The following is a 13,340-nucleotide window of genomic DNA, read 5'->3' on the forward strand; positions in this document are numbered from 1 at the left end:
AGGGCAATTATGATTCGTGCAAAGATAATATTTTGCAGTCAAAGGAAGAAAGACTTCTTGAACCACTTCTATGGTTCTATACTTCTGTTTCTGACGTAAGCTGACCCGTACGGTTTTCGGGTTTTAGACGGACATATATACAGTTTACTTTAGGTTAGCATATATATAAGAGCTAACCAAGGTAAACTAAAGTGTTTTTGTCCTGTAGATACTGCACTTTGTGGACTCTTTTCTCCTTTGACTGCAAAAACCTCTTATAGCCTTATCTCCACCTATAACGTCACTTCACACTGCTGTACCATGCAGTCTGCCATGTACCACCCCATCGGGCTTTGATAAGAATTGTGTTGCAAAGGTACCTGTCATGGCGTTCATCCTGCAAGGTCGGTGCCTGTGGTTTGTCCGTGAAATCTCCACGCTCTGATTGTGGCAGAGGTAGTATTTGACGGCAAAACCTTGCATTGATGAGCCATAACACCTTTTGGGGCAACATAATTCTTTAATCAATCCCGATGGTAGTTGGTTCTACATAAGGGAAGAAAATAAAAATTTTATCTTATGGCTAACATTTGCGACACTCAGTACAAGGTGACAGGCTCACGCAAAGCCGTGGCAGACCTTTGGAACACACTCCAAGAGTTGGAGGTGAACAGTAATAATGTGTATCTGTATCTCTTGGCAGAACACTATGGCATTGACTACGAGAAGAAAGGCATCTCGGTGAGAGGACACATCTATTGGGCAGAGTATGAGGAGAACGTGGAAGACGATTATGCCCTCTTGTCCTTTGACACCGAAAGTGCTTGGTCTTCATGCGACTTGTTCTTTGAGGAGGTGAACAAGGCACTTGGCGATGAACTTTCAATCAGTTGGCGAGAGGTTGAGCCAGGTTGCGACATCTTCTATACGCACGATGAGAACGACTTCTTCCCCGAAGAGTGCTACGTCACTGCATACGGAGAACTCTTTGAGGATTGTGAGGGTGCTTACTCCACCTTTGGTGATGCTATCAAGTTGTGGTGTGAGAAGACTGGTGTCTCACAGGACGGAAGAAGCGAACAGAAGATGATTGACTTCATCAATGAATACGAGTATGAGGCAGAGGACACGAATTTCTGCATCAATCCAATCACATTCGGCTAACAAGGAGGAACGGATATGGCAACGATAGACATGGAGCAGTTGGACGGCGTTGTAGGGTGTTTCTGCACCTTGCTTTATCCCCGAAGAGGTCAGACAGAGGGAACGATTGTCGAGGACTTGGGTTGTGAGGTCATTGTCCAGCTCATCAACGGCAAGGAAGTGACGGAGTACAAGGATGATGTTGTCATCTGTGAATAATCAGGAGAGAGTCTGTTGGCTATGTGGCTTGCAGACTCTTTCTTCCTTTGACTGCAAAAACTCTTTTAGGACAATCCTCCAATGAGGTTATGGCTGTTGTAACTGAAATACCTTGGGAGCAAGTTGTGCGGTTTGCTCACTTGCTCCAGTCCTGTTATAGAAGCGATGCTTCGACACCTGTATAGCGATACGTCGCCAAAGTCCCTTCGCCGTTTTAAGCGTCTCTGTACCTTGTTATAGGAATGGTCATTTCGCCTTTTGGTTTTACTCGTCTGTCTTTTGCGACTCTTCCTTGTCGGACACAGAACTTGGTCTTAGCATGATGACAGTGCTATCGCCAATCCTCTGATGTCTGTCCTCTTTTGGCTTGATGCCTCTATTGCTAAGCTGACCCTTAGGCTTGTCGTTCATCGTGCATCAGTGTTCATGCTCCTCACTCTTCTGATGATACAGCTGTAAGGTCGGATTTCCCGCTTCGTTTCTCCAGGCATACAGCCATAGCAGTGCCCCTGTCTGTTGCATACGGATTGCCTCCTTGCTTACAACCTTTGTTCCATTGTTTGGCCCCGTCTTTTTCTGAATTGAGCTATTTGAAAGCCACTTATTTTTACCATGCAAAGGTAGCGTGATGCTGCGAAGGACTTCCTCCTTCTTGTGTGGCCGCTATCGCTGTGACCAATAAAATAGTGCGTAATCTTCCTTTTTCTCCCTTACCGCCAACGACAAAAAGAGTATTGCGAACGATTTTCATGGTGCTTCCCACATGGTGCCACATCCCTGCTTTTGAATGCATGTAAAAATTAAGTTTCACTTTTAAATTCAATTCAAAATGAAAAAGATCGAGAACAACTTCACAGTTTCAGGTTTCGTAGGTAAGGATGCAGAAATCCGTCAGTTCGCAAACGCCAGCGTAGCACGCTTCTCATTGGCAGTAGGCCGTCAGGAGAAGAACGGCGAGGAAACCAACCGCGTATCGGCTTTCATGAATATGGAGGCATGGCGCAAGAACGAGCACACCGAATCATTCGACAAGCTCACCAAGGGCACGTTGCTCACCGTCGAGGGTTTCTTCAAGCCAGAGGAGTGGACAGACAAGGATGGCGTGAAGCACTCCAGAATCATCATGGTTGCGACCAAGTTCTACGAGTGTCCCGACAAGGAGGAGACTCCTGCGGAAGAGCCGGCCAAGCCAGCAACCAAGAAAGGCAAGAAATAGCCTTTCCTCTCCATAACAAGGCGACCTTCGGGTCGCTTTTGTTTTGCTCAGGGACATCAATCTGCTGTTATAGCGTGTGATAATCTTCTCTAATAACAACCATGTGCATTTATTAACCATAACGGCAACGCCGTCTTCCTTTATTCTAACCACTTCGTCCCTCACCATTTGCGAAACGTCACCAAGATGGTTGGCATACAGATATTCCCGGCTGATGGCGACAAAGTCGCTATTAGCCAAGAAAGACAGTATGCCAAGGTCTGAACGCGAGAGGACTGCCATCTATGCCACAAGATGCCGAAGCCGAGGCTTCTGATAATTGTGTCCTTTACTGGCTATCCACTCGCCTTGATATTCAGACCGTCAATCTTGCGACAGCTTCACTACCCACCCACACCTGCTTTACTATTCTTCTTCTCTTTGACTGCAAAATATTTTCTGTTATAAGCGGTGGTTTCGTCCAAGTGCGTTGTATCGCTTCGCCCCACACCTTCAGAACGGCATTACTGTACGGACACCGCACGAATCCCATGTGACAGGCAGCCAACAATGTCACTATCAGAAACTGACACTTCTGATAACTGCCTTTATTGCTGTCTGGCTGTCCCATTATCGGGCTTCGGCAATGTCCGTGTAATGCCATTCTGCCCACCCATACCACCTTTACCACTAATCAACTGTTTTACAATTTCTCTTCTGCTATACAAGAGGCAGTTCTTGTCCACTCAGGCATATTGAATGTGGCAGACATGTCTGCTACGTCCAATCTGCCTCAGTGTCCTGCGGCAAGGACAAGGCACATTTGTCATGCTGACAGGAGTGCCCGATTTGTCCGTTGCGCAACTGTCTCTTCTTGCCTGATATACGTTACTATCTACTTCTAAATTATACTGCTTTGCCCCACGCCTTTGCGAAGCGTTACATGGTCTGTCGTCATACAGACATCCTTGGCTGATGGCAACACGTTGCTATTAGCCAAAGCTGACAGTATGCCGAAGTACCGACGCGAGAGAATTGTCTGTCCGTGCTACAAGCTATCAAGGCTGAAGCTTTGATGACTTGCATCCCGGTCAGCCAACACACTCGCTTTATGTCGGTACAGCAGACCTGCAAACACTTCACTGCCCACCCTTACTGTTTCAATCTTTCTTCTTACCTCTTTATATATAACACATCATTCCTCTTGCAGCCAATATCAATAATCTTCTTCCAATCAGCGCAGTGGTAGGCATATTTCCTGCAAAGTTAGCCGCGTCTGAGACAATCGTCAAATTCTGCTTGAGGTCTTGTGACTGTGAACAATCTTCCTTTTCCTCGGAAAAGAGTATTCTTCACACATAATTTGTCTTTATGTCTTTTCTTGCGGCTTGTGGGAGCAGAAAATATCCCTCCACAGGCTGAAAGGTCTCGAAAGGAGGGAAGAGAAAGAAACGGTTAAGCGAACGCAGAGGGAATTTATTCACTATGCTGAGCGTAAGTTTCTTCAACGTAGTTAAACAAGTCCAGCGACATGGGCGACAAACTTATTTGTATCACTAAAAATAGAAAGGCAATGAAGATTATCATCCTGCATGATGCTGACGCACGCATCGAGTATCTTGACGTAGCCGACCACCTTCTCGGCTCAGACATCGAGGAGTTCCTCACCAGACAGGGCTTCTCAGTGAACAACATCACATGGCTTGTCACATCGGCAGACCATATCCCAGTGGTTTACCACAAGTATGACATCGACTGCAAGACCGGCGAGGCAACCCACACCAAACGAGAGGCAGAACTGCAAGACCTCACTATCCACGGACAACTCCAGGCATTGCAGCACCGGGAGCAGGACGAGCTGAAAGCGGCTCTTCGCAAGTACGGCACGGAGGTGGACGGAGGCTTTGAGGTGCATTTCGAGGGAGAGCAGCCCATCGTGGCAGGTTATCTCTTTGACGAGCCTCGTGACATCGTCATAGACGCAGCACGTTTGGATGCCGACGGAAACTTGTCGCTTCTTGGAGAGGACAAGGAAGTGAGGGATGGACAATACGACATAGAGCCAAGCGACATATTTGGCGGTCAGTTGGACTATGTCACGTCGAGTATAGGTGCATGGATGAAGTAGGAGCATGTATGACCCAGTGCATCGTATATGACGAGACGACCAAGGAGAGCGAGACCTTTTGCTCATTGACCGCAGCCAAGAAGTGGATGCGAGAGCGCATCAAACAGAAGCATGAGGTAAGCGGACAGAAGTACAGAGTCTATTCCGACGGAGAGTTTGTTAATTGCGGCTCTATCAGTCTCACAGGCAGCAACAAGTCTTTTGTCGCCAATACAAGGCAGACGAAGAAAGGATATTAATAACAAGGTAACGGCAAGCCTAACCAACTTGCCACACATATATTGATATGGAAAAGCAAATATTGAGTTTTAATGACTTGCCATCAGCATTGTCATTAGTAATAAACAAGCTGGAGATTTTAGAAGAAAAGTTTTCCACACTAATGACTCAAATTCAGCCCGATAAGGGATTGGAATGGCTTAGTGTTTCCGAATTGAGTGAGTATCTCCCTACCCATCCAGTTGAACACACAATCTATTGTTGGACAAGCAATAAACAAATACCATTCCATAAGAAGGGGAAACGTATCATGTTCCTCAAATCTGAAATTGATGAGTGGATGCAAGATAACAAGAGTAGGTCACGAGCAGAAATTATGAATGAAGCAATAGCTTATGTTCAATCAACAAGAAAAGTCATTTAAATAACAAGGTAACGGCAAGTCTAACCAACTTGCCACTATAACATTTTCACATTATGATTTACACTCACACTATCGGACGCATCGGAGCAAAGGATTGCCGCGTCATCACAGGTACACACGGAACATTCATGGCTGTTGACATCGCAGTGGACGACTACAGTAAGGGCAAGCAAATCACCACTTGGGTAAGGGTGAAGAGCAGCAAGGAGAACCATATCCGTTTGGCTGAATACCTCACCAAGGGTCGTATGGTGCTTGTGGAAGGCACACTGACTTCTTCCATTTGGACAGACCGCAACGGAGAGAACCACATACAGCATAGCATCATAGCTGACTCCATCGCCTTTGTCAATGCAGGGAAGAAGGATGCAACCGACACACCTGCAACAAAGGCACGCAAGGCAGCCAAGGCAGAGGGCGAGGCTCCCGTACCGCCAGCCGATGCACCGCAGGACAAGAGCGAAGACCTTCCCTTCTGAGGGTAGTATCAACTGAGAGTAGTACGTACTAATCGTAGTAAATCCGCTTTTACTATGGTTAGTATGTACTATCAGTAGTAGAATAGTAAAGTAGTATTCACTAATAGTAGTATCATGTTATGACACAGATAATTGCAGTATTAAATCACAAGGGTGGTGTAGGGAAAAGTACGACCGCAGTAAGCCTTGCGGCAGCTCTGCAACTGAGTAAGAAGAACGTCTTGGCTATTGACATGGATGGACAAGCCAACCTCACGGAAGCCTTGGGATTGTCCATCGAGGAAGAACAGACAGTCTATGGCGCAATGTGTGGACAGTACACCTTGCCGTTGGTCAAGTTGCACAACGGCATCACCGTCTCACCCTCATGCCTTGACCTGTCTGCGGCTGAGTTAGAGCTTATCAGCGAGCCGGGACGGGAGCTTATCTTGAAGGGACTTATCACCAAAGCCATCGCCAAAGAGCATTTCGACTACATCATCATCGACTGTCCACCGTCATTGGGCTTGCTGACCTTGAATGCCCTCACCGCAGCCGACTACATCATCATCCCTGTTCAAGCGCAATACCTTGCCATGAGAGGTATGGCAAAGTTGATGGACATCATCCGCATCGTTCAGGAGCGGCTCAACTCCAACCTTAAAGTGGGCGGCATCGTCATCACCCAGTTCGATCGCCGCAAGACGTTGAACCGAAGCGTGAGGGAAATCGTCAATGACAGTTTTCACGAGAAGGTTTTCAAGACCGTCATCCGTGATAATGTGGCTTTGGCAGAAGCACCCATCAACGGCAAGACTATCTTTGAGTATAATCCCAAATCCAATGGTGCCAGTGATTATATGTCTTTGGCAAAAGAAGTGTTAAACTTAAAATAGCATAGCCATGAGCAAGAGCAGTATGTTGAAAGAGGGAATGAAAGGCGGTCTCAACGGACTCCTTTCTTCCACAAAGAAGCCGAGTAAGGAGCAGATAGTCACAGAAACTACACCAGCACCACCTGTGTCTGTTTCTGAGACTACCGAAGTGCCGGTGCATTGCAATTTCCTTATCAACAAGAGCATCCACACGAGGATGAAGTACCTCGCCATCAAGAAAGGGATGTCCTTGCGTGATATTGTCAATGAGGCAATGACAGAATACCTAAAGCGGCATGACACATGAGTGCCGCGCGGTATCATCGCCGAACAGACGATGATACCGCTATCTCTTCTATAAACAGACTTTACTATCCGTAGTATGGTAGTAAAAACTATTCGACTATTATACTATTCGTAGTCGATACTACTTTTAGAAAATACTATCCAACTCATTTTTAGGGCAATAGTTTTCTCTGCTTGTAGGACTGTCTCCATGCTGATAAAAGGCAATGTCGTTCCCTATTACAAGATTTTCTCTTTTTCCCTCATATCAACTATCGTCCTTCCCCATATACAGCTTCGCCCCACGCCATCCCGCCCGTTTCCTCTTTTACATAACAGATTTCTTTTCGCCTGCCTTGCCGCTGCGGATATTGTTTTGCAAAGGTAATGCTGGCGATTGTTCAAACACCAAATCGTCCATTGCATTTGACCGAAAAATCTTCCTCTGCGTGCAGAGCGTATTTTTCGCTCCCGATTTGGCTTTTTGATCGCCATCACTCTTGGAAAGCAAAAAATATCCCTTGGGCAGGCAGGAAAAGCCTCCGAAATAAGGGAAGAAAAAACATAAGAGCAATGGCACACAAGAATGACTATCAAATCCAAAAGCAGTTAGACAAGCCTCAGACTTGGTTCTGCAAATACTATCTCGCACGCATCCGCAATGTGGGTGAGAAGGAGATTGCCGACAGACAATTAGTGTTTGACTTCAAGGACGGAAGAGCCTACGAGGAAGTGGCGCAGCGCACCGCAGAGAATATGCTGACACTCTACGGCAAGGGTTGCGTGAACATCGTCTTCGCCCCCGTTCCAGCATCCACAAGCGAGAGCAACGAACTCCGCTACAAGGCTTTCTGCCACAGGGTGTGTGAATTGACAGGAGCGGAAAACGGCTACGAGCACGTGAGGGTATGCGGAGAGCGTAAGACCATCCACGATAACCGCAAGAACGAGGATGAAGTCCGCAAGGCGAATGTCGTTGAGTTTGATGAGCCGTTCTTCGACAACAAAATGGTGTTGGTCTTTGACGATGTGATAACCAAGGGTCTCAGCTATGCCAAGTATGCCAACCAACTCGAAAGGCTCGGGGCATGTGTTATTGGCGGTATGTTCCTCGCACGCACACATTATAAAGTAAGGTAAAGTATGACAAAGTACGACAAGGCAGTGTCCGTATGCTTCAGCGGACACCGCAGCGTACCTTTCGCCAAGCGGAGGGAGTTGAAGCAATGTCTCAAATCGGAGATAGCCAAGGCGTATGCCGACGGCTACCGGTATTTCTATTGTGGCATGGCAATGGGATTTGACCTGCTGGCGGCAGAAGCCGCCCTTTCGTTGCAATGCGAGTTGAAGGACTTGCAGGTGATAGCCGTTGTGCCGTTCCGTGGTCAGTCTGACCGGTGGAGCAAGGAAGAGCAAGCCAAGTATGATGCCATCCTGCGCATCGTGGATGACGTGGTCGTATTGAGCGAGCAATACTACAATGGCTGCCTTCTGAGGCGCAACGACTATATGGTCAACCGCAGTTCACGTCTCATAGCCTACTTCGATGGCAATCCCAAGGGCGGCACGTTCTACACCGTCAGAGAAGCCAAGAGGCAGGGATTGGACATAGTGAATCTTCATAATAGTGTATAACCCATAAAACAGAAAATGCTTATGGACGATATTGTTGCAATCATCGTTTGCTACTTCGTGTTCGGAGCTTTGGGCAATGTGCTCAGAGCTTTGTTCGGCGGAGAGAGACGAAACGACTTCCGCCGTGACCGCTAAGCGTCTTTAAACCAAGATACGCTGACAGCCATACGTCTGCACCTTACCCCAAAAAGATGCAGCGGATAATTGTGTCCGTAGGCAAGGATATTCAGATTCCTCACCTTAACATTTTGATAAAAATAAATATACTGCTGCCTATATTTCAAGACAGCAGTATAAACCTTACTCTGCAGGTGCCCATTTGCAACGCACAGGAGAGACGATTGCACCCTCTGCTTTCAGCTGCTTCATGGCTGCATCTACCTCTTTGCGGTCGAGACCGCTGAGTTCTGCGATTTTACCTGCGTTGAGAGGCTGACCAGCCTCTTTCATTGTTGCCAATACTTTTTCTTTTGCGTCCATTGTTTTGATGATTTGATGTTTTGTTTATAATCTTGTTATTAACTCTTGTATTTTGTCTTCCCTTATAATCTTCGGTTGTGCCTTACCTGCCAGAACGAGAATTTTCTTCCCGTTTCTGTAGATGTGCAGCTGTCTGCTTCGTACCACTGCTGTCAAGGTCTCATCATCCTGCATGGCTTGCCATATAGGATAATACACACCTTCTGGTTCAAACAACTTCTTCTGAAGGTGTGAGCACATGTTGGTTGTATCTATTGTCATATCGTTACGTCATATCATTAACATGATTCTGCCAGCTTCTTTTGTGAACATTTCAGGGAAACGGCAGATTGTTGCATACACCTGCTTGCTTGTCACAGGCTGACCGTCCTTTCTCAGGTGCAGCCTATGACGATTGATGGCATCGGCAATCTGGTCGGTTGTCATGCCGCCATTTCGCTTTACCATCACATATACTATGGCTTCTTCTATCTTCATCCTTTATTCATCTGTTTTTCAATCCATGCCATCAATACGGCAACAGCATATTCCTGTTCTTCCTTGGTCAGTGCCCTGCCTGCTGAGATGTGATGCCACTTGAAGAAGCATCCCCGGCAACAACAGCCAGTGGCATGTTGAGCCAGGAAAACAGGATGCCCACGCATGGGAGTCTGCTTGCCGTCGTTCGGTATGACAGCCGGAGCAAGTCTTTTTGCCACAAAGTCCTCTGCGTGTTTTCGTATCGTCGGCAATCCCTTTTCCATTACATACTCCCTGTCTTGCTTGGACAGATGGAACCGGCTGCGAAAATCAGACTTTGCCAATCTCTCAAAGAGATTCGTCAGGTCATACTCTTTCTTATCACCAGGAACGCTTTCTTGCGGCTCTTCCTCTTGGAACAACGATGGATATATGTATTTCTGTGACATCATTATCTGTTGCTTCTGATTTCTAATGTTATATCCATATATGACCGCTTGCCGTCTATATAGTCTGCATAGAGTATTTCTTCGCTTCTGCCTTTCAGAATATGGCACTTACCGCACAGCTCACAGTTGTGCAGACATCTCCATTCATTCAGAACGTAATCCAAACGTTCCTCTCGTGTAGATGATTCAATAGAGGGTGTGCTCATAATCAGTGTCTCCCACAGCGTGGTCAATCAGTGCCTGAAACTCTTCTTCCGTATAGTCTTCTTCCCAACCATACGTTACGTCCTTTATGCCCAAAGTAAACCCTAATGCCTCAGAATAGGATATGCCAATTTCAGCTGCAAGGTCTCTTGCCGCTTGAAAAATCTGCTCTTCTTTGCTTAAGGGCAGTTGTTTCGCTTTCTTATGTTTTTTCTTTGGTTTCCCCATTTGAGTATATTCGTTTAATAATCAGCGTTGATGGGCATCTTGAAATTCCTGTATTTCTTTCGGAGTTCCTCATTTTGCGCCTTCATTTCCTCATACATATCATTCAGTGCGTCAGGAAATCCCCATCCACAAGGGCTTGCCCAACGAAGGCATTGCTTGATTCGGGAATCATACTTGTCCCAAAGGTCATAAAGCACGATGTGGCGCAATGTCTTGTCGAAATTACTCTCAACAGAATCATAGAATTGCTCCCACATGTCTCCATAGTCATAAGTGAACTGACAGGCATTCTCCATATAGAACACCATCAATTCTGCGACTGAATCTTCCGAAGGCTTCAGTTTCTTGAAGTCGGACAATGCCTTGCGGCACACTGAGAAGCGTGTCTTTGGCTCTCTGTTTCTGCTCGGATAGAACTCTTCCCGTATGATGTGCTTATACTCTTCCAGCTTCTGGCCCTCATTCGGCTCTGCATAGAAGTCAAGATATTCCTTTGCCTCTTTCCGTGCAGAATAAAGTTCCAATACCATTTTTATTATTTCACTCTTGTCCATGGACATGAGGACAGACTTTAATTTAGATTTTGACATTTCTGCTCTTTTATCTTAAAAACGGGTCAATCGTTGCCAGCAACTCTGATTTCTGCATCACACCGCTCGTCCTCCACAACACTTCGCCGCGTCTGAACAGCATCAATGTGGGCACAGACTGTATGCCATACTGACTTGCAGTCACCCCATACTTGTCCACATCTACCTTGATGATGCGGATTCTGTCACCCAACACTTCCTTCACCTGCTCAAGGATGGGGTGCATCATCTTGCATGGCTGGCACCAGGTGGCGAAGAAATCGACCAAGACAAGTTGGTCACTTGATATAACGTCTTTGAATGTTTCCATTACGATTTTCTGTAAAATTATGCTATTTTCTTTCCTGTTATCTTACAATACTGCCCTGCAAATGTTAAAATCGAGAAGAATTCAATGAAAAACCTTCGTTATTTCAAAGAATATTCGTACCTTTGCAGCGCTCATCTATAGATAGAAGGAGTTTCGAGACCCGGTTGCCTTTGATGCAATTCGGGTCTTGCGTTTTATAGTGGTGTCTGCAATCTCTTTTTCATCTTCTTTTCCAAAGCCTTTAGTCCATACTCTTTGTTAAGATGGTATGCTGTCAACAGATAGAATCCGTTGCTACGTTGTTGTTCCAAGACAATAACATACTTTTCCACTTTATCATAGATGTATGTTTTCTTGACCTTACGCTTTTTGCCGTCCCTCTCTTCTATGGTAAATACATCCAGATTGTCTGGTGTCAATTCTCTCACATGGTGATTTATCCAATGAAGCCTTTGTGAACGAGCCATCTCGAATACTCGCTTTGGATAAGTCGTACCGTCTTCGTTCTCAACCATGATTTCTTCACAGGTAAGATGCTTGAACAATCTTGCCATGTCAATCTCGCCATCTGTCTTTATAGGATAGATGCGCCACCCTCTGAATGAGAATTGACAGTTATCTTCTATATCACGCTTGAATATTGCATGAAGATCATGCTCTCTTTCTCGTTCACTGAGATATGCCAGTTCCAGCAGCTCAGGGTATTTCTTGATAATATTCAAACTGCTCATTGGCTATTTCAGTGCGATAAAAAACAAATTAAACTTCTTTCTAAATTTGGGAGTTGTGGTGTTGAGACTGATATTACTGTGTTTTTTTATCTTTTCAATCAGCTTCATTTTGGCTCTCACCCTTCCTTCAACTTCTCCCTTTTCATATCTAAGGTTGTAGTTGATGGCTCCCATTAGAACATCTGCCAATTGGATGAAGACACTTTCGTGTGAACGTATAAACTGAAACCTGCCAATGGAAGAGTTGTATTCCATTATTTTTCTGAGCCTCTCCAGCTTATCGCTACTGCATGTGTCCTTGATATCCATATATATGTTATATGTATAATCCATGTCCATCTTGTGATGCAGCAATTGGTAGTACATGCGAAAGTAGAAATCATTAAACGTATAGTCTTCTCGTTTCTCGTCAATCTGACTCTTGTCAACAACCACAGCCCTAAATTCCATGTCATTCATAAAGAACCAGTCTATAAGCTCTGCATAGACTTTATACGTGGCCTCGTGGACATTTGTCCATTTCAGCTCATCACTATAGCCGTGCTTCTTCTTAATATCTTTTATGGCATCTTTTGCCATGCGGATTTGTGTGTATGCTATACTTGTACATCCCAAAAGCATGTAGGGATGACCGTCATGCACCATGTGGGTGCTTTCATCACAGTAGATGTTGAATGTCTTATTCATTGTATCTGTTTTTTGTTTATTCTTTATTCCTTTTCTTCAGCGGTCCACTATGAGGTCCACGGTTCAGCGTCACACCATGCTTGTTGAGTATGCGGAACACGGAACTTCGGCTTGTGAAGCCGCTGATGGCAAAGATGTCATCTATGCTGTGCCCCTCGTTGTACATGTTCACGATATTCTTCTCACGCTCCAGTTTCGACAGTGCCCTTTCCGACTTCTTGGGCGGCCGGATATTCTGTTGCAGATGGATGATGTGTGCCGATGCCTTGCGCAGCACGGCACACTCCTCAGAGAGTGACCCGAACATACGGATGACCTGTGAGGGCTTGGTGTCGGGGAAAAGTTCGTCAAACGTATCGATGCGGTCTTGGATGGAGATGATGCGAACCACCTTCACACGGCAGTATTCTATGAATGTAGCCAGTTCACGGGTGCCACGCAGTGCGTTACTGAACCTCGACACCACCAGCTCGTCGCCGCGCTCCAGACTCGATATGAGCTGCTTCCACATCGGGCGCAGCCTCTCGTGTTCGGACAGTTCCTCTATCACCTGAACACAGCCGTATTGCTGCATCCAAGCCTTGTCTTCTGCATACTCTTCGCCATTGGTGGCGATAAAGATGTAACCTACTTTTGCCATAC

General features: G+C 45.9%; 24 protein-coding genes. 11 read left to right on the plus strand and 13 right to left on the minus strand.

Going from position 1 to position 13,340, the window contains the following annotated elements:
- Positions 1-558 precede the first annotated feature (558 nt).
- Together KTQ90_RS03920 and KTQ90_RS03925 are read left to right on the plus strand one after the other, a co-directional pair.
- Positions 559-1,143 carry a hypothetical protein gene (locus KTQ90_RS03920; protein WP_005816332.1) on the plus strand — a complete coding sequence of 195 codons (585 nt, stop codon included), beginning with the start codon at positions 559-561 and terminating at the stop codon, positions 1,141-1,143.
- A 15-nt stretch (positions 1,144-1,158) separates the two neighbouring features.
- A complete protein-coding gene (locus KTQ90_RS03925; RefSeq protein WP_004319908.1) occupies positions 1,159-1,341 on the plus strand; it encodes a hypothetical protein in 183 nt (60 codons plus the stop codon).
- A 264-nt stretch (positions 1,342-1,605) separates the two neighbouring features.
- On the opposite strand, the gene KTQ90_RS03930 is transcribed toward KTQ90_RS03925, so the two are convergent.
- Positions 1,606-1,752 (minus strand): hypothetical protein, encoded by a 147-nt coding sequence (locus tag KTQ90_RS03930; protein WP_007837486.1) that lies wholly within the window; start codon positions 1,750-1,752, stop codon positions 1,606-1,608.
- 418 nt (positions 1,753-2,170) lie between these two features.
- Between KTQ90_RS03930 and KTQ90_RS03935 the strand changes: the two genes are divergently transcribed.
- Complete coding sequence (locus KTQ90_RS03935) at positions 2,171-2,557, plus strand: single-stranded DNA-binding protein (protein ID WP_004319910.1); 387 nt, start codon at positions 2,171-2,173, stop codon at positions 2,555-2,557.
- A 355-nt stretch (positions 2,558-2,912) separates the two neighbouring features.
- Here KTQ90_RS03935 and KTQ90_RS03940 read toward each other — a convergent pair whose 3' ends face one another.
- Complete coding sequence (locus KTQ90_RS03940) at positions 2,913-3,227, minus strand: hypothetical protein (protein ID WP_224204806.1); 315 nt, start codon at positions 3,225-3,227, stop codon at positions 2,913-2,915.
- Between the two features lie 882 nt (positions 3,228-4,109).
- Here KTQ90_RS03940 and KTQ90_RS03945 point away from each other — a divergent pair.
- From KTQ90_RS03945 to KTQ90_RS03970, 6 genes are all read left to right on the plus strand, one after another.
- Positions 4,110-4,664, plus strand: a complete 555-nt coding sequence (locus KTQ90_RS03945) for a hypothetical protein (RefSeq protein WP_005816324.1) — start codon at positions 4,110-4,112, stop codon at positions 4,662-4,664.
- Entirely contained in the window at positions 4,652-4,903 is a 252-nt protein-coding gene (locus KTQ90_RS03950) for a hypothetical protein (protein WP_007837480.1), read from the plus strand. Before KTQ90_RS03945 ends, KTQ90_RS03950 begins: the two co-directional genes overlap by 13 nt.
- Positions 4,904-4,950: 47 nt before the next feature.
- Positions 4,951-5,307 carry a helix-turn-helix domain-containing protein gene (locus KTQ90_RS03955; protein WP_007837478.1) on the plus strand — a complete coding sequence of 119 codons (357 nt, stop codon included), beginning with the start codon at positions 4,951-4,953 and terminating at the stop codon, positions 5,305-5,307.
- A gap of 53 nt (positions 5,308-5,360) precedes the next feature.
- Entirely contained in the window at positions 5,361-5,786 is a 426-nt protein-coding gene (locus KTQ90_RS03960) for a single-stranded DNA-binding protein (protein ID WP_005816321.1), read from the plus strand.
- Between the two features lie 119 nt (positions 5,787-5,905).
- Entirely contained in the window at positions 5,906-6,661 is a 756-nt protein-coding gene (locus KTQ90_RS03965; protein ID WP_005816319.1) for a ParA family protein, read from the plus strand.
- 7 nt (positions 6,662-6,668) lie between these two features.
- The gene (locus KTQ90_RS03970) at positions 6,669-6,947 is read left to right on the plus strand and encodes a plasmid partition protein ParG (RefSeq protein ID WP_005816317.1); all 279 of its coding nucleotides are present in this window, start codon (positions 6,669-6,671) and stop codon (positions 6,945-6,947) included.
- A 306-nt stretch (positions 6,948-7,253) separates the two neighbouring features.
- Here KTQ90_RS03970 and KTQ90_RS03975 read toward each other — a convergent pair whose 3' ends face one another.
- Complete coding sequence (locus KTQ90_RS03975; protein ID WP_225494525.1) at positions 7,254-7,505, minus strand: hypothetical protein; 252 nt, start codon at positions 7,503-7,505, stop codon at positions 7,254-7,256.
- Here KTQ90_RS03975 and KTQ90_RS03980 point away from each other — a divergent pair.
- Both KTQ90_RS03980 and KTQ90_RS03985 read left to right on the plus strand, forming a co-directional pair.
- Complete coding sequence (locus KTQ90_RS03980) at positions 7,499-8,065, plus strand: ribonucleotide-diphosphate reductase subunit alpha (RefSeq protein ID WP_217317294.1); 567 nt, start codon at positions 7,499-7,501, stop codon at positions 8,063-8,065. The genes KTQ90_RS03975 and KTQ90_RS03980 overlap by 7 nt on opposite strands.
- 3 nt (positions 8,066-8,068) lie before the next feature.
- Positions 8,069-8,560: an SLOG family protein gene (locus tag KTQ90_RS03985; RefSeq protein ID WP_005816313.1), complete on the plus strand. Its 492-nt coding sequence runs from the start codon at positions 8,069-8,071 to the stop codon at positions 8,558-8,560.
- A 300-nt stretch (positions 8,561-8,860) separates the two neighbouring features.
- On the opposite strand, the gene KTQ90_RS03990 is transcribed toward KTQ90_RS03985, so the two are convergent.
- The 10 genes from KTQ90_RS03990 to KTQ90_RS04035 all read right to left on the minus strand — a co-directional run bounded on the left by KTQ90_RS03990 (position 8,861) and on the right by KTQ90_RS04035 (position 13,338).
- Positions 8,861-9,040 (minus strand): transcriptional regulator, encoded by a 180-nt coding sequence (locus KTQ90_RS03990; RefSeq protein ID WP_005816310.1) that lies wholly within the window; start codon positions 9,038-9,040, stop codon positions 8,861-8,863.
- Between the two features lie 24 nt (positions 9,041-9,064).
- A complete protein-coding gene (locus KTQ90_RS03995) occupies positions 9,065-9,301 on the minus strand; it encodes a hypothetical protein (protein WP_005816304.1) in 237 nt (78 codons plus the stop codon).
- 9 nt (positions 9,302-9,310) lie between these two features.
- Complete coding sequence (locus KTQ90_RS04000) at positions 9,311-9,517, minus strand: hypothetical protein (RefSeq protein ID WP_005816302.1); 207 nt, start codon at positions 9,515-9,517, stop codon at positions 9,311-9,313.
- Entirely contained in the window at positions 9,514-9,951 is a 438-nt protein-coding gene (locus KTQ90_RS04005; protein ID WP_005816300.1) for a DUF4186 domain-containing protein, read from the minus strand. Before KTQ90_RS04005 ends, KTQ90_RS04000 begins: the two co-directional genes overlap by 4 nt.
- A gap of 183 nt (positions 9,952-10,134) precedes the next feature.
- Entirely contained in the window at positions 10,135-10,380 is a 246-nt protein-coding gene (locus KTQ90_RS04010; protein WP_005816298.1) for a hypothetical protein, read from the minus strand.
- 14 nt (positions 10,381-10,394) lie between these two features.
- A complete protein-coding gene (locus KTQ90_RS04015) occupies positions 10,395-10,970 on the minus strand; it encodes a DUF6155 family protein (RefSeq protein ID WP_007837469.1) in 576 nt (191 codons plus the stop codon).
- 10 nt (positions 10,971-10,980) lie between these two features.
- Positions 10,981-11,280 carry a thioredoxin gene (trxA, locus tag KTQ90_RS04020; RefSeq protein WP_005816294.1) on the minus strand — a complete coding sequence of 100 codons (300 nt, stop codon included), beginning with the start codon at positions 11,278-11,280 and terminating at the stop codon, positions 10,981-10,983.
- A gap of 194 nt (positions 11,281-11,474) precedes the next feature.
- On the minus strand, positions 11,475-12,011 hold the full coding sequence (locus tag KTQ90_RS04025) for a hypothetical protein (RefSeq protein ID WP_005816292.1): 537 nt from the start codon (positions 12,009-12,011) through the stop codon (positions 11,475-11,477).
- A gap of 3 nt (positions 12,012-12,014) precedes the next feature.
- Positions 12,015-12,698 (minus strand): DUF3800 domain-containing protein, encoded by a 684-nt coding sequence (locus KTQ90_RS04030; RefSeq protein ID WP_005816290.1) that lies wholly within the window; start codon positions 12,696-12,698, stop codon positions 12,015-12,017.
- A 16-nt stretch (positions 12,699-12,714) separates the two neighbouring features.
- On the minus strand, positions 12,715-13,338 hold the full coding sequence (locus tag KTQ90_RS04035) for a recombinase family protein (protein WP_005816288.1): 624 nt from the start codon (positions 13,336-13,338) through the stop codon (positions 12,715-12,717).
- Between the last annotated feature and the right edge of the window lie 2 nt (positions 13,339-13,340).

Origin of the sequence: Leyella stercorea, from assembly GCF_019052365.1 — a bacterium.
GTDB lineage: Bacteria > Bacteroidota > Bacteroidia > Bacteroidales > Bacteroidaceae > Prevotella.